This window comes from Vibrio sp. 14N.309.X.WAT.E.F5, from assembly GCF_030397615.1.
GTDB classification, from domain to species: Bacteria; Pseudomonadota; Gammaproteobacteria; order Enterobacterales; family Vibrionaceae; genus Vibrio; species Vibrio lentus.
Window position 1 is genome coordinate 151927 of record NZ_JAPNXR010000006.1, and the last position, 19109, is coordinate 171035.

The 19109-nt window shown below is 43.2% G+C and carries 14 protein-coding genes; 9 read left to right on the forward strand and 5 right to left on the reverse strand.

Annotated features, from left to right (window positions below; translation table 11 throughout):
- The first annotated feature begins 218 nt into the window (after positions 1 to 218).
- On the forward strand, positions 219 to 2384 hold the full coding sequence (locus tag OW495_RS09420) for a S9 family peptidase (RefSeq protein WP_102514168.1): 2166 nt from the start codon (positions 219 to 221) through the stop codon (positions 2382 to 2384).
- 169 nt (positions 2385 to 2553) lie between these two features.
- Positions 2554 to 3360: an exodeoxyribonuclease III gene (xthA, locus tag OW495_RS09425; protein WP_102514167.1), complete on the forward strand. Its 807-nt coding sequence runs from the start codon at positions 2554 to 2556 to the stop codon at positions 3358 to 3360.
- Positions 3361 to 3440: 80 nt separating this feature from the next.
- Here xthA and OW495_RS09430 read toward each other — a convergent pair whose 3' ends face one another.
- The 4 genes from OW495_RS09430 to OW495_RS09445 form a co-directional block, all read right to left on the reverse strand.
- Positions 3441 to 4118: an ABC transporter permease gene (locus OW495_RS09430; RefSeq protein ID WP_017111069.1), complete on the reverse strand. Its 678-nt coding sequence runs from the start codon at positions 4116 to 4118 to the stop codon at positions 3441 to 3443.
- Positions 4119 to 4120: 2 nt separating this feature from the next.
- Positions 4121 to 4861 (reverse strand): ABC transporter permease, encoded by a 741-nt coding sequence (locus tag OW495_RS09435; protein ID WP_004736534.1) that lies wholly within the window; start codon positions 4859 to 4861, stop codon positions 4121 to 4123.
- 78 nt (positions 4862 to 4939) lie between these two features.
- The gene (locus OW495_RS09440; protein ID WP_017107255.1) at positions 4940 to 5710 is read right to left on the reverse strand and encodes an ABC transporter substrate-binding protein; all 771 of its coding nucleotides are present in this window, start codon (positions 5708 to 5710) and stop codon (positions 4940 to 4942) included.
- A 169-nt stretch (positions 5711 to 5879) separates the two neighbouring features.
- On the reverse strand, positions 5880 to 6650 hold the full coding sequence (locus OW495_RS09445; RefSeq protein ID WP_017107256.1) for an ABC transporter ATP-binding protein: 771 nt from the start codon (positions 6648 to 6650) through the stop codon (positions 5880 to 5882).
- Between the two features lie 793 nt (positions 6651 to 7443).
- Between OW495_RS09445 and OW495_RS09450 the strand changes: the two genes are divergently transcribed.
- The 5 genes from OW495_RS09450 to OW495_RS09470 all read left to right on the forward strand — a co-directional run bounded on the left by OW495_RS09450 (position 7444) and on the right by OW495_RS09470 (position 14579).
- Entirely contained in the window at positions 7444 to 8985 is a 1542-nt protein-coding gene (locus tag OW495_RS09450; RefSeq protein ID WP_016767646.1) for a DUF3360 family protein, read from the forward strand.
- A 306-nt stretch (positions 8986 to 9291) separates the two neighbouring features.
- Positions 9292 to 11568, forward strand: a complete 2277-nt coding sequence (gene pflB, locus OW495_RS09455; RefSeq protein WP_017107258.1) for a formate C-acetyltransferase — start codon at positions 9292 to 9294, stop codon at positions 11566 to 11568.
- 202 nt (positions 11569 to 11770) lie between these two features.
- Entirely contained in the window at positions 11771 to 12772 is a 1002-nt protein-coding gene (locus tag OW495_RS09460; RefSeq protein WP_102514165.1) for a lipid A-modifier LpxR family protein, read from the forward strand.
- A gap of 164 nt (positions 12773 to 12936) precedes the next feature.
- Complete coding sequence (gene pflA, locus OW495_RS09465) at positions 12937 to 13677, forward strand: pyruvate formate lyase 1-activating protein (RefSeq protein WP_102278160.1); 741 nt, start codon at positions 12937 to 12939, stop codon at positions 13675 to 13677.
- Between the two features lie 401 nt (positions 13678 to 14078).
- Entirely contained in the window at positions 14079 to 14579 is a 501-nt protein-coding gene (locus OW495_RS09470; RefSeq protein WP_017111072.1) for a YfbU family protein, read from the forward strand.
- 109 nt (positions 14580 to 14688) lie between these two features.
- Here the strand turns inward: OW495_RS09470 and OW495_RS09475 are convergent, their stop codons facing one another.
- Positions 14689 to 15444, reverse strand: coding sequence for a MipA/OmpV family protein (locus tag OW495_RS09475; RefSeq protein ID WP_017111073.1), 756 nt, complete (start codon positions 15442 to 15444; stop codon positions 14689 to 14691).
- Between the two features lie 354 nt (positions 15445 to 15798).
- Here OW495_RS09475 and OW495_RS09480 point away from each other — a divergent pair, with 354 nt between their 5' ends.
- Together OW495_RS09480 and OW495_RS09485 are read left to right on the forward strand one after the other, a co-directional pair.
- The gene (locus OW495_RS09480; protein ID WP_029223565.1) at positions 15799 to 17733 is read left to right on the forward strand and encodes a PrkA family serine protein kinase; all 1935 of its coding nucleotides are present in this window, start codon (positions 15799 to 15801) and stop codon (positions 17731 to 17733) included.
- Between the two features lie 101 nt (positions 17734 to 17834).
- Positions 17835 to 19106 (forward strand): YeaH/YhbH family protein, encoded by a 1272-nt coding sequence (locus tag OW495_RS09485; RefSeq protein ID WP_017107264.1) that lies wholly within the window; start codon positions 17835 to 17837, stop codon positions 19104 to 19106.
- Positions 19107 to 19109: the final 3 nt, after the last annotated feature.

Below are 19109 nucleotides of genomic sequence, written 5' to 3' on the forward strand. Positions count from 1 at the left end.
CTGAAAAGTGTGTCCCTTTTTTGTTGCACGTTTTCCCCTCACCTCTCACTCGTTAACCATTTCATTTAACATTACTTTGATTTTTTAAACACAATAACAGACACTTACGTTGAAAGTGCATATCCAGAATCCAATTATAAATAACATCACTGGAAGAAGACTAACCACTAAAGGATGCTGGCATTAAAACGAGTAAGGTGCACACTAAGGATATAAAGATGCGTTTCGCTTTAACCACATTAGCCGTATCGGTCGCGCTTATCGCCGGATGCAGCAATCAAGGAATACCGACCATGACCCACTACTCTCAATCGCAACTTATCGCTCAGCAAACCAAAGCCCCCGTTGCTAAGAAAGTCCCTCATACAATGACGATTCATGGTGACACTAGAATCGATGATTATTACTGGATGCGCGATGACGAACGCCAAGACCCAGAGATCTTGCAACACCTTGAGCAAGAGAATCAGTACGCAGAGACCGTGTTGAAACACACTGATGCATTACAAGAACAGTTATTTGATGAGATCAAAGGCCGAATCGCGAAAGACGACAATTCGGTACCAGTTCGTAAAGGCAGCTACTTCTATTCAAATGAAGTCACGGGTGACAACGAATACGAAGTTCACTTGCGTGCAAAAGACTTTGCAGGCACAGACAAGCAAGTCATCTTAGACGTTAACGCACTGGCAAAAGAACACGAATTCTTCAGTATTGGCGGCTTAACGATCAGTCCGAACGAAAACTTGTTGGCCTATGGCGAAGATACGCTGAGCCGTCGTGTTTACACCATTAAGATTAAAGACCTCACGACCGGTGAATATCTAACTGATGAAATTGAAGGTGCCTCGAGTTCAATTGCCTGGCAAAACGACAACCAAGCCTTCTATTACATCAAGAAAGATCCACAAACGCTATTGGGTTACCAAGTTTTCCGCCATGTCTTAGGTACACCTCAGACAAACGATGAGTTGATTTACGAAGAAACCGACACTGCTTACTACACTGGCTTAAGTAAGAGTAAAGATGGTCAACAGGTGTACATTTGGCACTCGAGCACAGAAACCAGCGGGGTTTCAGTCATCGATGCCAGCAACCCAAACGCGAAAGCAGAACTTTTTTACCCAAAGGAAACGGGCATTGAATACAGCATCGCTAAGCTAGGTGATTGGTACTACATCTACACCAACTACCAAGCCGTGAACTTCCGCTTAATGAAAGTCACAGCCAAAGATATGCACGACCGTTCAAAATGGATCGATGTCATCCCAGCCGATGATAATACTCAACTTGTCGATTTCGAGTTGTTTGATGATCATCTTGTTTACGAGCAACGTGCAAATGGCTTATCTACAGTGAAAGTTCGTCAACTCTCCACGAGCAAAGAGTTCCCACTCGAGTTCAATGACGCCGCTTTTGCCGCTTACCTGACTGGTAACTATGAATTAGACAATTCAAAAGTTCGTGTCTACTACAGCAGCTTAACCACGCCAGGCACTTACTATGATTTCGACCTAAATACAGGCGAATCCGAGCTAATGAAGCAAACACCTGTATTGGGTGATTTCGAAGCGGACAACTACCAATCAGAGCGAATCATGGTAACGGCTCGAGATGGTAAGCAAGTACCTGTCTCTTTGGTTTATCGTAAAGACTTATTCAAGAAAAACGGTACTAACCCAATCTACCAATATGGCTATGGATCTTACGGCTCGACGATTGAACCTACCTTCCGCTCAGCTCGCCTAAGCCTACTTGATCGAGGCTTCGTTTATGCAATCGCTCATATTCGCGGTTCAGAAATGCTTGGTCGCCCTTGGTATGAAGACGGCAAGAAACTGACCAAACAAAACACATTTAACGATTTTGTCGATGTAACCAAAGGACTTGTTGACGAAGGTTACGGCGCTCAAGATAAAGTATTTGCGGTGGGCGGCTCTGCTGGCGGTCTATTGATGGGCGCAATCATCAACCAAGCACCAGAACTGTACCGTTGTATTGGTGCACACGTTCCGTTTGTAGACGTGGTAACAACCATGCTTGATGAATCAATTCCTCTAACCACAAACGAATATGACGAATGGGGCAACCCGAACGATAAAACCTACTACGAATACATGCTGAGTTACTCGCCATACGACAACATTAAAGTACAAAGCTATCCGAATATGTTGGTAACAACAGGTCTGCATGACTCACAGGTACAGTACTTTGAGCCGATGAAGTGGGTGGCGAAGCTGCGTGAAATGAAAACAGACAACAATGTGCTGTTGTTCAAAACCGATATGGAAGCCGGTCACGGTGGTGCTTCTGGTCGATTTAAACGATTGAAAGAAGACGCACTTGAATACGCTTTCTTTTTAGACTTGCTAAAGACTCAATAGATTCCGCGTAACTGTAGGTATTCACACAATTTTACGTCGCCATTTAGTCACTACAAAATGGCGACAGAAGTTATTAAGCATGGTTAAATACGATGAACCATGAAATCAACCAAATCAAAAAACCTTTTGAACAAACAGTGACAAAGGTTTCCGAGAGGTATAAAAACAAATGAAAGTAATTAGCTTCAACATCAACGGCCTTAGAGCCCGCCTTCACCAACTGCAAGCGATTATCGACAAACACCAACCTGACGTGATTGGTCTTCAAGAAATTAAAGTGCACGATGAAGCCTTTCCGCTCGCTGATGTTGAAGCGATGGGTTACAAGGTTTACTTCCATGGCCAAAAAGCGCACTACGGTGTGGCTATGCTGTGTAAGCAAGAGCCTATCTCTGTGCAGAAGGGTTTTCCTACAGACAATGAAGACCATCAAAAACGTATGATCATGGCGACTTTTGAAGACGAAAACGGTGAAAAAGTTACCGTGCTTAATGGCTACTTCCCTCAAGGGGATAATATCAAGCACGAGACTAAATACCCATACAAGCGTCAGTTTTACAAAGACTTGATGACGTACCTGAACGATTACCACAACAAAGATGAACAAGTGATCGTAATGGGCGACATTAATATCAGCCCTACCGATATTGATATCGGTATTGGTGAACCTAATGCGAAACGTTGGTTGAAAACAGGTAAGTGTTCTTTCCAACCAGAAGAGCGCGAATGGTTGAAAACACTGATGGATTGGGGTTTTGTGGACAGCTTCCGTTTACTACATCCAGACGTAAACGACCAGTACTCGTGGTTTGATTACCGCTCGAAAGGTTTCGTGGACAACCGCGGCCTACGAATTGATGTAGTACTGGCGACTCAGAAACTTGCTGATAAATGTACTGAAGCGGGCATCGACTACGAGCTACGCGGCATTGAAAAACCGTCAGATCACGCTCCGATTTGGTCGACGTTTAAGTAACGAGTAAATTAGTTATTATCAATTAAAAACGGCGCTATGAAAGCGCCGTTTTTGTATCAAAGAATTAGCTTCTCAGAAAATTAACTAAGTGGTCTTAGGTAAGCTAGGAAACGTTTCTCTGCGAACTTGAAAATCGCGATGATGATGAACGTTAGCGCCATGTAGAACAGTCCTGCCGTTAAGAAAGATTCGAATGGAGCGTAGTAACGTGAGTTAACCAAACGTGCTGCGCCCGTCAAGTCCATAATCGTTACGATACCTGCAACTGCAGAGCCGTGAAGCATGAATATCACTTCATTACTGTAAGCCGGTAACGCTCGACGAAGAGCACTTGGCAGAATGATACGGCGGTATGTCTTCGGTGTACTCATGCCATATGCTTTTGCTGCTTCAACTTCACCTTTCGGCAATCCGTTGATAGCGCCACGGATGATTTCAGCGGTATAAGCCGACGTGTTCAGAATAAACGCAACCAATGCACAGAACCATGCGTTTTCCCATAGGGTATCTTTCACTGGGAAGAATTGATCCATTCCGTAGTAAATCAGGTACAACTGCACCAATAATGGCGTACCACGGAAGAAATAGATGAATGACCAAGCCGGAGCGTTAATCAACATATTCGGGCTGTTGCGAGAGATTGCTAATGGTATGGCAACGAATAAACCAATAACCAAAGCAACACAAACCATCCAAGCCGTTGTCCATAAACCACTAAGGTAAATCGGCAGGCTTTCAATTATCAATGAAAAGTCCATAACTACCTCGCGTGGATACTGAATTTACGTTCAACCAACTTAAGCAAGCCCGTCGAAACACTGGTGAAGAATAGGAAAATAAGTGCCACTGTCATATAAAAGGTAAATGGCATTTTGGTTGAACCTGCAGCTAATGCGCTAACACGTACCATGTCTTCTAAACCGATGATCGAAACCAACGCGGTGGTCTTAAGTAGAACCAACCAGTTGTTGCCAAAACCCGGCAGTGCGTGACGAATCATTTGAGGTAATAGAATACGGCGGAACGCTAATACAGGGCCCATTCCGTAGGCCTTTGCCGCTTCCATTTCGCCGCTATCAACAGCCATGATTGCACCACGGAAGGTTTCAGCCATGTAAGCACCGAAGATAAAGCCAATCGTTAAGACACCGGCAATAAATGGGCTGACATCAATATAATCAGGTAAGTAAGCGGTCCACTCATGGTTAGGGTCACTCGACGTGAACCATTCATTGAGCCACTCATTGATGGAATACAAACTGTTGTTTAAAAGGATTTGTCCACCAAAGAAAATCAACATCATCAATACGAGGTCAGGAATGCCTCGAATAACGGTTGTGTAGAGGGTTGCGATAGCACGAGCCCAGCGATAAGGCGCGAGTTTAGCTAAGGCACCTAGCATACCAAGAACCATAGCTAAAATTAGCGACAGCAAGGCAACTTCGATCGTAAGCACCGCCCCTTTCAGGATCGAAGCTTCATATCCTTGTAAATCAAACATAATGAATTCCAACAGAACTGCGAAAAAGTTGGTAGACAGGGAGAGGATAACCTCTCCCTTAAGAAGTGACGCTAGAGATTACTGGCCGTATACGTCGTAGTTGAAGTATTTAGCCGCGATATCTTGGTAGATGCCTTTTTCACGTAATGAAAGGATTGCAGCATCTAACTGTTTAGTCAGATCTTTGTCTTGCTTACGTAGAGCAATACCAAAACCATCGCCGAACCATTTAGGATCGGTTAGAGATGGACCAACAAACTCGTAATCTTCGCCACCCGCTTTGTTTAGTACGCCTTCTTCTAACGCAGATGCATCACCCAATACAGCAGCAACACGACCGTTAGCTAGGTCAAGGTAAGCTTCATCAAATGAACCGTAACGAACGATTTCTACTGTGTCGCCGTAGTTATCTGTTAGGTATTTATCGTGAGTTGTTGCACGTTGAACTGCAATTTTTTGACCACTTAGATCATCAAAGTTAAGGCCTGCACCTTTTTTAGCGATGAACTTGTTTGGGATAAGTGCGTACTTACCAGTAAAGTCGATTTTTTTCTTACGCTCTTCTGTAATCGACATTGCCGCGATGATCGCATCATATTTACGAGCAAGCAGAGAAGGAATAATGCCATCCCAATCTTGCGCTACGATCTTACACTTCACCTGCATTTCAGTACAAAGTGCGTTCGCCATATCGACATCAAAGCCTTTTAGTGAACCATCAGCTTCAGTCCAGCTAAATGGAGGGTAAGCACCTTCAATACCGAAGCGTACTGTTTTCCATTCTTTTGCTTGAGCTACGCCCGTTGCAGCAGTTGCAGCAAGTGCCGCTACTAATAACCACTTTTTCATATCCCTACTCCTGTGATTTAGGTTTTTATGTTTTGCTAATTTTAATATTGTGTTTGTTGTTACTTATTAAATTACTTGTTGTGTTTTATTGCTTATACCGCTGTCATTGACCTTAACAACAATATTTCAATTTTTATTTACTTCAATCGACTGCGTACATAGCTGCTTATTAGTAGATAGAAGAGATAAACTGTTGTAGACGCTCTGATTCAGGTGCCGTAAACAGTTTAGCTGGATCGCCCTGTTCTTCCACCAGACCTTGATGTAAGAACATCACGTGGTTGGATACATCACGAGCAAAAGCCATTTCATGTGTTACCACAAGCATGGTTCTTCCTTCTTCGGCTAAGTCACGCATTACACCAAGAACTTCCCCTACTAACTCAGGGTCAAGTGCAGATGTCGGTTCATCAAATAGCATTACTTCAGGATCAACCGCTAACGCTCTTGCAATCGCAGCACGCTGTTGTTGACCGCCAGATAAATGACCCGGGTAGTAATCTTTACGTTCATATAGTCCTACTTTCTTCAGTAGCAGCTCAGCATTTTCAATTGCTTGTGCTTTAGGTACGCCTAAGACATGAACGGGTGCTTCGATAACATTTTCGAGAACGGTCAGGTGAGACCAAAGGTTGAAGCCTTGAAAAACCATAGCCAAACGAGAACGGATTCGTTGAACTTGTTTTTCATTTGCAGGAACGGAAACGCCTTGGCGGTTATTTTTCATTTGAATTAATTCGCCATTAACCCAAATCTCGCCAGCAGTAGGTGTTTCTAAGAGGTTGATACATCTAAGGAAAGTACTTTTACCCGATCCTGAAGATCCGATAATCGAGACTACATCGCCTTTATGCGCAGAAAGTGAAATTCCCTTTAAAACTTCATTTTGACCAAACGTTTTGTGTAGATCCTTTATGTCCAGCGCCGGTACATCTTTCATGCGCTTTCTCTCCCAAGTTTGTGAAAATGCAAGGTACTCCGACCTTTTCATGCGATACAAACTAGCACCACACGAAACAACATGCAACAAATTATTAACCTAATAAATTGGAATAAATAGCGATTCACTCTGACTTATTATGCAAAAGGTAGCGTTTTCACCTCAATTTAATGAATGAGTTCTATCAATAAGCTGTAATTACACTCCTTGCATTGTTTAAATAAAGTTAATCAAAATGAGATTCTCGTAGCTTGATGTCTCACAAGAAAAACAAGTTTCGTGAACTTAGATACGTCGAGGTCAACAAAATATAATCTGCGCGTTCAACACAACATACCCACCATAAGTCACAATTATTTTAAGGTTATTGCATTGTAAGCATTTAACCGGGAGCCGTTGGGGAAACAAGTAATAGTGAAATAACTCAGTAAGAATTGGGCATTGAGCTCGAGTCATGGCGACAAATGCTCGAGGAAGATAGGTAAACGTCAGTTTGTGAAAAAAAATTACATGATTCATCAATGAGAAGTTAATGAAACGCTTCGTTTTGTAGCTTTCTTTCACATACACTCATAAAGTGATCAAGATCAATCACCCTAAAGGGTAAGCTTGTTAGACTTCTCAGCACACAATAAGGCATTAAAAATGCCAAATATTTCTTTTAACTTAACTGCATAAAGCACATCAAAAACGTGCAACATAATGTTAATAAGTTATAACTAAGAAATAACGCAATTACGCGAACTTATAGAATTCAATTTTAGAATTACTAACATAAAAATATGAGGAATCTATGTCAGACGTTGTCAATAATGCGAACTCTGAAGTAGAAGAGAAAAGCTATAAAGAGCTTCACCGCCCTGCTTCTGAATTTGAGAGCCGCTCAGATTACTTAGATCACGAACTTCAAATCATGAAGCCTCGTCGTTTTGGCCTAAACCTTCCAGGCCGTGATTTCCGTTTTGAACTTGAAGATCTTGTTCCTGCACTTGCTGGTACCATTGGTATCATCGCGATGTACTCAGCAGTAATGATGTCTTGGGCTGATGGCCTAACTCAAGCTTGGGATCACGTAAACCTGGGTAAAGACTTCGCGATTGAAGTTGCTCGTGTAGAAATGCTTATTCCTGCACTGCTGTTCTGTATTCTTGCTTCTGGTTTCTTTAACCCTAAAGCAAACCTTGCCGGCAACCACGGCCCAATGATCCCTCTTATCGGTACCATCGCTCTTGCTGGTGCTCACCCTCTTGCATTGGCAATCCTTATCGGTGTCTTTGGTCTAATCCTAAGTTTCCTTAAAGGCGGCTCTAAACTTGTTAACCTGACTTCGGAAGGTACGGCAGGTGGCTTGCTTATCTTCTTAGGCCTAACCGGTACCATGAGCCAAATTAATTCGATTCAAGCATGGGCGGTTGGTCTTCAATCTTCTACTGTTGAAGCGGGTAGCATGGGTTACGTTGGTTTAATCGTTCTTGCTATTACTATCGCTATCTACGCTTTCTTAGCAAAAGTGAACAAGCGTTGGTTAGCTATCCCAGTTTGTGCGTTCACAGGTCTTGCTATTGCATTAGCATTGGGCGCTGGTTTCGATATCGTATTCGAAACTGAAATGGGTATTCCAAACCTAAACCCAGTTTACTGGTGGGGTTCTACTTCTGAAGGTTGGATGCTTGGCTTGCCAAACGTTGAACACTTCATCGCTTCTCTACCATTCGCAATTCTTGCCGTAGCAATGTGGTCGCCAGATTTCCTAGGTCACCGTATCTTCCAAGAACTGAACTACCCTAAACGTTCTGAAAAAGTTCTGATGGATGTTGATGACACAATGACTATGTGTTCTGTGCGTCAAATGGTGGGTACTGCAGTGGGTGGTGGTAACATCACTTCTTCTTGGGGTACTTACATGATCCCAGCAGCAATCGCGAAACGTCCAATTCCTGGCGGCGCAATCTTGCTTGGTTCTCTATGTATTATTGTTGCGATTCTTGGTTTCCCAATGGACGTAGCAGTATGGCCACCAGTGATGCGTGTTGCGCTACTTGTAGGTGTATCTCTACCTCTACTTGAAGCAGGTATGCAGATGGTTAAGGATTCAAAAGATTCACAAGCGGCTGGTATCTGTATCTTTGGTTCAGCAGTTGTTAACCCGGTATTGGCTTGGGCTTTAACAATGCTGCTTGATAACAACGGTCTGATTGGTGATAAAGAGCGTGCGAAGCGTCTATCATTTGTAGATAAGATTGTTATCCCAGTTGGCGTTTTAGTTATCTGTCTAGTAGCAATGCTTGCAGTTGGTATGCTAGAAAGTCAATATGGCCTAAAAGCTTGGCTATAATGGTCTGCACTACACAAAAGTAGTATTGAGACTAAAAAAAAGTTTGGGTGGCAACCCCTGCCACTCAAATTTTTTCAACTTTTTTTGGCATTTATTGATTTAGTTTAAGGTTTGCAGGAATTTTTTAGCGTAGTCTTGAATTCATAGAGTAAAGACAACATATAAAAAGTAGTGACAATATATATAACCATATGAAGCTTATATGCTCATATATATTGTTATTAATAAGAGTGTACTACCCTTACGAGGGGCGCTGGCTCAACAGTGTTAAGTACGAATTTTTTCTACTAAAAAGGTAGGTATGTCATGGCAGAGCAATTTGCTAAAGCTTGGGAAGATTTTGCTGCAGGTGAGTGGCAAAGCGAAGTAAACGTTCGTGATTTCATTCAAAAGAACTACACGCCATATGAAGGCGACGAGTCTTTCCTAGTTTCTGAAGGTACTGAGGCGACTAATACGCTTTGGGCTTCGGTAATGGAAGGTATCAAACAGGAAAACGCAACTAAAGCACCTGTAGATTTCGATACTTCTGTTATCTCTACCATCACTTCTCATGATGCGGGCTACATCCAAAAAGACCTTGAAACAATTGTTGGTCTACAAACTGAAAAACCACTAAAACGTGCAATCATCCCTAACGGTGGTGTACGTATGGTTGAAGGTTCTTGTAAAGCATACGGTGAAACTCTTGACCCTATGGTTTCAAAAATCTATTCAGAATACCGTAAAACACACAACGCTGGTGTTTTCGATATCTACACGCCTGATATCCTAAAATGTCGTAAATCTGGTGTTCTGACTGGTCTTCCTGATGCTTACGGCCGTGGTCGTATCATTGGTGATTACCGTCGCGTAGCACTTTACGGTATTGATTTCCTAATGAAAGACAAAGCAGCTCAATTCGCTTCTCTACAAGAGCGTTTCGAGAACGGCGAAGATCTTGCAGCTACAATGCAACTGCGTGAAGAGATCTCTGAGCAACATCGTGCTCTAGGTCAAATCAAGCAAATGGCAGCGACTTACGGCTTCGATATCTCTGAGCCAGCTCAATCTGCTCAAGAAGCTATTCAGTGGACTTACTTCGGCTACCTAGCTGCTGTTAAATCTCAAAATGGCGCTGCAATGTCTCTAGGTCGTACTTCGACTTTCCTAGACATCTACCTAGAGCGTGATATCGCTGCTGGTAAAATCACAGAAGACCAAGCTCAAGAAATGATCGACCACTTCGTAATGAAGCTGCGTATGGTTCGTTTCCTACGTACTCCTGAGTACGATGAGCTATTCTCTGGCGACCCAATCTGGGCAACAGAGTCTATGGGTGGTATGGGCATCGACGGTCGTACGCTAGTAACGCGTTCGAACTTCCGTTTCCTTAACTCTCTATACACTATGGGTCCTTCTCCAGAGCCAAACATCACTGTTCTTTGGTCTGAGCAACTGCCTGACGGCTTCAAGCGTTTCTGTGCGAAGGTATCTATCGATACTTCTTCTATCCAGTACGAAAATGATGACCTAATGCGTCCTGACCTTGATTCTGATGATTACGCTATCGCTTGTTGTGTATCACCAATGATCGTTGGTAAGCAAATGCAGTTCTTCGGCGCTCGTGCTAACCTTGCAAAAACTATGCTTTACGCAATCAACGGCGGCGTTGATGAGAAGCTTAAAATGCAAGTTGGCCCAGTTGGCGACAAGATCACAGACGAAGTACTTAACTACGATGACGTAATGGGTCGCCTAGACACATTCATGGACTGGTTAGCTAAGCAATACGTGACTGCGCTAAACAGCATCCACTACATGCACGACAAGTACAGCTACGAAGCGTCTCTAATGGCTCTTCATGACCGTGACGTTCGTCGTACTATGGCTTGTGGTATTGCTGGTCTGTCTGTTGCAGCTGACTCACTGTCTGCAATTAAGTTTGCTAAAGTGAAGCCAATCCGTGATGAAGACGGTATCGCAACTGACTTCGAAATCGAAGGCGATTACCCTAAATACGGTAACAACGACTCTCGTGTAGATGATATTGCTTGTGAACTAGTTTCTACGTTCATGAACAAGATCCGTAAGCTTAAGACTTACCGTAACTCTATCCCTACACAGTCAGTTCTTACTATCACGTCTAACGTGGTTTACGGTAAGAAAACAGGTAACACTCCAGACGGTCGTCGTGCTGGCGCTCCTTTCGCTCCTGGTGCAAACCCAATGCACGGTCGTGATGAGAAAGGCGCTGTAGCTTCACTAACGTCTGTAGGTAAACTACCGTTTGCTGACGCACAAGATGGTATCTCTTACACGTTCTCTATCGTGCCAAACGCACTAGGTAAAGAACAAGACAGCCAACGTGCTAACCTTGCAGGCCTAATGGATGGTTACTTCCACCACGAAGCTGGCATTGAAGGTGGTCAACACCTTAACGTTAACGTTCTTAACCGCGAAACTCTTGAAGACGCAGTTAAGCACCCAGAGAAATACCCTCAGCTAACAATCCGTGTTTCTGGTTACGCTGTACGCTTCAACTCTCTGACTACAGAGCAGCAAGCTGACGTAATCGCACGTACATTTACTGAGTCTCTATAAGCTCACGCTAAATAGATAAGTAAAATGATATTAGCCCCGCCAATGTGCGGGGCTTTTTTATATCACCCAGAAATTTATTATTTCGTCTTCACTATACGAAACGTCAGATTGAGCAAAAAACCCATCATCTATTCACTTTTTTTTCACACCTAAACTCTAATTACGGTACTATCTTGGTTCATAATTTAAGAGTAACTGCTCCATGAAATACCTGCGTTGTTTACCCCTGATCCTTCTCTCTTTTTCATCTTTAGCATCTGAGCGTTCTACGCTAACTTTCGCTTTAGATAATGATGGTATTTTTGGTGTCGACCAAGACTATACCAATGGCTTATTTCTGGGTTACACATCGTCAAGTATTACGCCATATAATTGGGTGAAACCATTGAGTCTTTCCTACTGGGGCGCAAGCTCCCTAGATAAATGGGAAATCACCATTGGCCACAAGATGTATACGCCTTCTGATATTGAGTTAGAAACGCCATCGGCTAATGACCGCCCATACGCAGGTTACCTACATACAGAGTTTAACTACATCAGTTTGAACCCACAACAAGCCCAACGTTTTAACATTACCTTCGGTACAACAGGCGAACGTGCGCTGTCTGAAGATGCTCAAAAGTTGGTTCACTCAATCACAAAATCAGATGAGCCTATGGGTTGGGAATATCAGGTTGACGATGAGTGGGCGGGGAGCGTTGGTTACTTAAGCCATTTCAACCTAATGCGTAATCAAGCATTGGCGAATACTGACTACGAGATCTCTAACGTTTCAGAGATCAATGTGGGTAACTTTAGAAGTGATATCTCGACTGGCTTTATGTTCCGTTGGGGCACTGACTTAGGCGGCAACTTTGGTGCAGCTAACATCAGCACTGAAAACCCATTTAAAGCTGGCATGATTGGCGCATCTAATACGGGTTGGTTTACCTATGCTGGCCTTGAAGGACGTTACCGATTTAACGACCTAACAATCGAAGGTGATCGTTCAGGTGTCGACGAATACGCCAATAAAAATAGCCAAGATCCAGCTATCTACGACGTAACGTTAGAGAACATCCAAGCGACAGCCGTACTGGGTTTTGCTTGGTATAACCAATATGTTGGTGCCTCTTTCGCGCTAACGGCCAAAACGCCTGATTACGAAGAAGCGAAAGAATCAATGTACACCACTGGCGGCATCACCATGTTTGCATTCTTCTAGCCACCAGCAAGGGCTTTCGTCCTTAACTTTTCAAGTTTAACAAAGGCAATCATCTTCACAGGTGATTGCCTTTATTTTTAAAGACCTCGTTACCATTTGACCCTATTTTATGTACCGTTTTTGTAATAAAATAAACGGTATAAATTCCTCTACGAGAATAGCTCATGTCTACAACTGGTCGCATTCACTCATTCGAATCTTGTGGTACCGTCGATGGCCCTGGTATCCGCTTCATCGTGTTTCTTCAAGGCTGCTTAATGCGTTGTATGTACTGCCATAATCGCGATACATGGGATCTTCATGACGGAAAGGAAGTAACGGTCGAAGAGATCATCAACGAAGCAAAATCATACCGTCATTTCATGAAAGCCTCTGGTGGTGGTATCACCTGTTCTGGTGGCGAAGCGATGTTACAACCTGAGTTTGTTCGTGACTTTTTCCGCGCAGCTCAAGCCGAAGGCATTCACACTTGTCTTGATACTAATGGCTACATTCGTAAGCACACAGAAGTGATTGATGAAGTACTCGAAGCTTCTGATCTAGTGATGCTTGATCTTAAGCACATGCGAGATGAGATTCACCACGATTTCATTGGTGTATCGAATAGACGTACTTTGGATTTTGCACGCTACCTACACAAAATCGGTAAGAAGACTTGGATTCGTTATGTGATTGTTCCTGGCTACACGGATACGCCTGAAGATGCTCATCTTCTTGGTGAGTTCATCAAAGACATGGATAACATCGAGAAAGTAGAACTGCTTCCATACCATAAGCTTGGTGCTCATAAATGGGAAGCGCTGGGTTACGACTACCCGCTTGAAGGTACAAACCCGCCAAGCAAAGAGAAAATGGACGAGATTGTTGCTGTCCTTAGTCAGTACCATTCAAACGTAAAATACTAATACTGCTAAAGTTCGAATAAAGACGCTGCTCAACCTCTATTTTAAACGCCTCAATTTCGATTGGGGCGTTTTGTTTTATGGTAATACCAATCGTAGTAAATAACTGGTCATACTAACTGGTTAAAACGCTCAATAACTGCGTTAGAAATTTTGATTGTAGAATAACTACTTATCGAAAATTTCTGCCTTGTTCTCAAGCCTTTTTCCTGCGCTATTTATGATCACTTACTTACTGTGATTGGTATTAAAACAACCCTTTCACTTTTCTTTACAACTTTTGTTTATCAATTCAAAAAATCATATTAAATCCGTGTTGAGATCATGTTTCCACTCGTAGGAATGCTGTTACTCTTACTGCAACAAAAGAATACAACATCTAGTTTTTTAGTGAGGCTCCTCCCATGGAAATGACCAATGCTCAGCGTCTAATTCTATCAAATCAATACTACCTAATGTCTCAAATGGATCCTGAGAACTCAGCTAAATACCAACGTCTACAAACAGTTGTAGAACGTGGTTACGAACTTCAAATGCGTGAACTGAACAAAGAATTTGGTTGTTTGACTGAAGCAGAATGTCGCGAAGTTATCGACATCATGGAGATGTACCATGCCATGCAAGAGTCGAACAAAATGCTAGCAGAACAAGAGCGCGCTGAAGTTGATCAACGCCGCCTGCAGTTCCTAGGTTTTGATATCGCTTCTGAAGCGCAAATCGTACATTACGTACGCTTCCTTGTTGATTCTGAAGGTCTTTACCCTCAATTCGACAAAGCAGATCACCACTTCAATAGCCAAATGCCAATGTTAGAGAAATACCGTCGCATGCTAACAACATGGCGCAATTGCCCTCGTCAGTACCACCTATGTGCGACAGAGCTATCTCAAATCTTTAGCGCTTAATACGTTAAGGCATAAGCTTTAAGTTGGCTTATAACAGTTTCAAAAAAAGGGTTACTCATCATGAGTAACCCTTTTTTAATGTTCGTTTATAACAGACAAACCAAAGTAATTAGAAAACGTAAGCAACACCTACGTTTGCAGCCATATTAATGCCACTTTCAAGTATTGGGCTGTTCTCAATATCACCTTCAAGGTTGGTATAACGAACACCGCCAGTTACTCGGATATTTGGCGTCACGTGCAAATAACCACCTAAACCAATAAAGTACTGGCCATCCCAATCTGCATCGAATTCATTTAAATTGGTTCTCGCCGCTTCTGCTGAGCTCACCCCATATAGGTGATTATTCAAACGTTCACTGTTATAGGCATAACCAATAGAGGGTGTAATCGCCCACCCATTACGACGAATCGGCAAACGCCATGCCGCTTCCGCGTAGATACCATTGTGTCTAAACCCTAAGTCAGAGCCAGCTGTCGCTTCAAACATCCCCACCAAGGTGATCACTTGGTAGCTGATACCACCTAACACTGATGCTTTACGTTCATCTAATTTTTGAATATCAACGTTATCAGAATCACCCGGCTTTAATGTTCTCGAATCATAAACCGCTCGAAACACAATATTCTGTGGAGAACCTGCAGGAAGTAAGCGATAACCTGCACTGAATCCACGCATGAAAAAGTGCTCACCTTCATAACCAATCATAGGGATCACAGCACGGTTTGACGGTGTATCTTTATAGACAGCAGGAGAATAAGAAGCGGCGACGCCCAGTGACCACTGTGAGATTTTTGCATGTGTTGCTGTCGAAGCCAGTAACGCAGCACTGATAGCCACTATTTTAAACCCATTATTCTTCACTACATCTACCTATTTATTGAGCAATTTTTGATAACGCCGCGCATTATATGGTACTTCATTCCAGAAAATCAATAGAGCTCAGTTATACATCTAATACACATAAATCCAGTGTGAGTATTATTAAGCGACCTAAAATCACAAAACAAACGGCTAGATCCTCTCGAATGTAAAATAATTGGATTCTACACGCCTCAAGTTGCCTATTGCTCTCACTACGTTTTTCACACGCAAAATTATAAATAAATACATAATTGTTAAGCAAAATTGTGGAAGCGGGTCTAATCTTAAAATGTAGGGAGAGCCTATTTTTCAATCGCTCATCAGTTTTGACTGGTTAACAAGGGGAATGTGACTATGAGTATTTTTGACCACTATCAATCACGTTATGAAGCAGCCAAGGAAGAAGAGCTCACATTGCAAGAGTTCTTAGGGCTGTGTAAAGACGATAAAAGTGCTTACGCTAACGCTGCTGAGCGCTTACTACTGGCCATCGGCGAACCGGAGGTTATAGACACCGCTCAAGACCCCCATCTAAGTCGTATTTTCTCGAACCGTGTCATATCGCGCTACAGCGAGTTTAAAGATTTCTATGGCATGGAAGATGCGATTGAACAGATTGTTTCTTACCTAAAACACGCTGCACAAGGTTTAGAAGAACGTAAACAGATCCTTTATCTACTCGGCCCTGTGGGCGGTGGTAAATCTTCTCTTGCTGAAAAGCTAAAAGCACTGATGCAAAAACTGCCAATCTATGTGCTGTCTGCTGATGGTGAGCGAAGCCCAGTAAATGATCACCCCTTCTGTCTGTTCGACGTAAACGAAGATGGCGATCTTTTGAAACAAGAGTACGGAATAGAGAAACGCTACATCCGCTCTATCATGTCACCTTGGGCGGCAAAACGCCTCCATGATTTCGGTGGTGATATTTCTAAATTCAAAGTCATCAAACTACGCCCTTCGATTCTCGACCAAGTTGCGATCGCGAAGACAGAACCGGGTGATGAAAACAACCAAGATATCTCTTCACTTGTAGGTAAAGTCGATATTCGTAAACTTGAGCACTTCTCTCAAGATGATCCGGATGCCTACAGCTACTCTGGTGCGCTATGTAAAGCCAACCAAGGTGTGATGGAATTTGTGGAGATGTTCAAGGCGCCAATCAAAGTCTTGCACCCACTACTCACCGCCACGCAAGAAGGTAACTTCAATGGTACCGAAGGGCTTTCCGCGCTGCCGTTTGATGGTATGATTTTGGCTCACTCGAATGAGTCAGAATGGCAAACCTTCCGTAACAACAAAAACAACGAAGCCTTCCTCGACCGTGTGTACATTGTAAAAGTCCCTTACTGTCTACGCGTCTCCGAAGAAGTGAAGATCTACCAGAAATTGCTTGAGCACAGTGAACTCTCCAACGCACCATGTTCACCAAGTACACTCGCTCTGCTATCGCAATTCAGCATCCTTTCGAGACTGAAAGAGCCTGAAAACTCTTCTCTGTTCTCAAAAATGCGTGTTTACGATGGTGAAACTCTCAAAGACACCGATCCAAAAGCGAAGAGCTACCAAGAATACCGAGATTATGCTGGTGTTGACGAAGGCATGTCTGGGCTATCAACGCGTTTCGCCTTTAAGATTCTGTCTCGTGTGTTCAACTTCGACCAAGCCGAAGTGGCGGCAAACCCGGTTCACTTGTTCTACGTTATTGAACAACAGATCGAACGTGAGCAGTTCCCTCAAGAAACCGCTGAGAAGTATCTTGAGTTCTTGAAAGGATACCTAGTACCACGTTACGTAGAATTCATTGGTAAAGAAATTCAGACCGCTTACTTAGAGTCTTACTCTGAGTACGGACAGAATATCTTCGACCGTTACGTCACCTACGCTGACTTCTGGATTCAAGACCAAGAGTACCGTGATCCAGAAACCGGACAGCTATTTGACCGTGCTTCTCTGAATGGTGAACTTGAGAAAATCGAGAAAACAGCCGGTATCAGTAACCCTAAAGACTTCCGAAATGAGATTGTGAACTTTGTGCTTCGTGCCAAAGCCAACAATAACGGTCAAAACCCAGTTTGGACGAGCTACGAGAAACTGCGCACTGTGATTGAGAAGAAAATGTTCTCCAACACAGAAGAGCTACTTCCTGTTATTTCGTTCAATGCTAAGACCTCAACGGATGATCAGAAAAAACACGACGACTTCGTTGCTCGTATGATGGAAAAAGGCTACACCGAGAAACAAGTGAGACTGCTATCTGAGTGGTACCTAAGAGTTCGTAAATCCTCATAACCAAACTGTACTGAGCTGTTCAAGTGAGCAGCTCGTACAAACCAATAACTCTTACAACCTATAAAAAGTAGGATCGCGACATCAGCTGAGAGGGAGTTCTTATGGCACAATTTATCGATCGGAGGCTCAATGGCAAAAATAAGAGTGCTGTAAATAGACAGCGCTTCTTAAGACGCCATAAAGAGCAAATCAAAGAATCTGTGGCCGATGCAGTTAACCGACGCTCAATCACCAATACTGAAACGGGTGAAGACGTTACTATTCCTCATAAAGACATCAAAGAGCCTAGCTTTCATCAAGGCCAAGGCGGCGTAAGAGAACGTGTTCATCCAGGTAATGACCAGTTCATCACGGGTGACAAGATCGAACGCCCTAAAGGTGGTGGTCAAGGCGGCGGTTCAGGTCAAGGTGATGCAAGCCCTGATGGCGAAGGCCAAGACGAATTTACTTTCCAAATATCAAAGGATGAATACCTAGACATTCTCTTTGAGGATTTGGCACTCCCTAATCTTGAAAAAAATCAGGTCAACAAAATCACTGAGTGGAAGATACACCGCTCTGGTTACCAAAGTGCTGGGATTCCATCCAACATCGCCATTGTCCGCTCTCTACAACAATCTCTCGCTCGAAGAACGGCTATGACGGCGGGTAGAAAGCGGGAATTAAATACTCTAATGGAGCAGCTCGACCAAGTTAAAATGACTGAGCCTGCACAACCCTTTGAAGAAACACGTCTCAAGGAAGAAATCGCTGAACTGCGTAAACGCATTGAGAGCGTGCCATTCATTGATACCTTCGATTTACGCTACAAAAACTACGAGAAGCGCCCTATTCCATCTAGCCAAGCGGTCATGTTCTGCTTAATGGATGTGTCGGGTTCAATGGACCAAGCAACCAAAGACATCGCTAAGCGCTTTTATGTGCTGCTCTACCTGTTCTTGAATCGCACTTATGAAAACGTCGATGTAGTGTTTATTCGTCACCATACTCAGGCTAAAGAAGTCGACGAACATGAGTTCTTCTACTCGCAAGAGACGGGCGGCACCATTGTTTCTAGTGCACTGAAACTAATGAAAGAAATTGTCGCAGATCGTTACCCTGCTAATGAGTGGAATATCTACGCAGCACAAGCTTCTGATGGAGATAACTGGGCTGATGACTCGCCTCGCTGTAAAGAATTGCTGGTCAATACGCTATTGCCTACCTGCCAATATTACTCTTACATCGAGATTACGCGCCGTTCACACCAAACGCTTTGGCACGAGTACGAGAAGCTAGAAGCTAGCTTCGATAACTTCGCCATGAAGAACATTAAAACGGTGGATGATATTTTTCCTGTGTTTAGAGAACTGTTCCAGAAAGAGACAGCGTAAGGG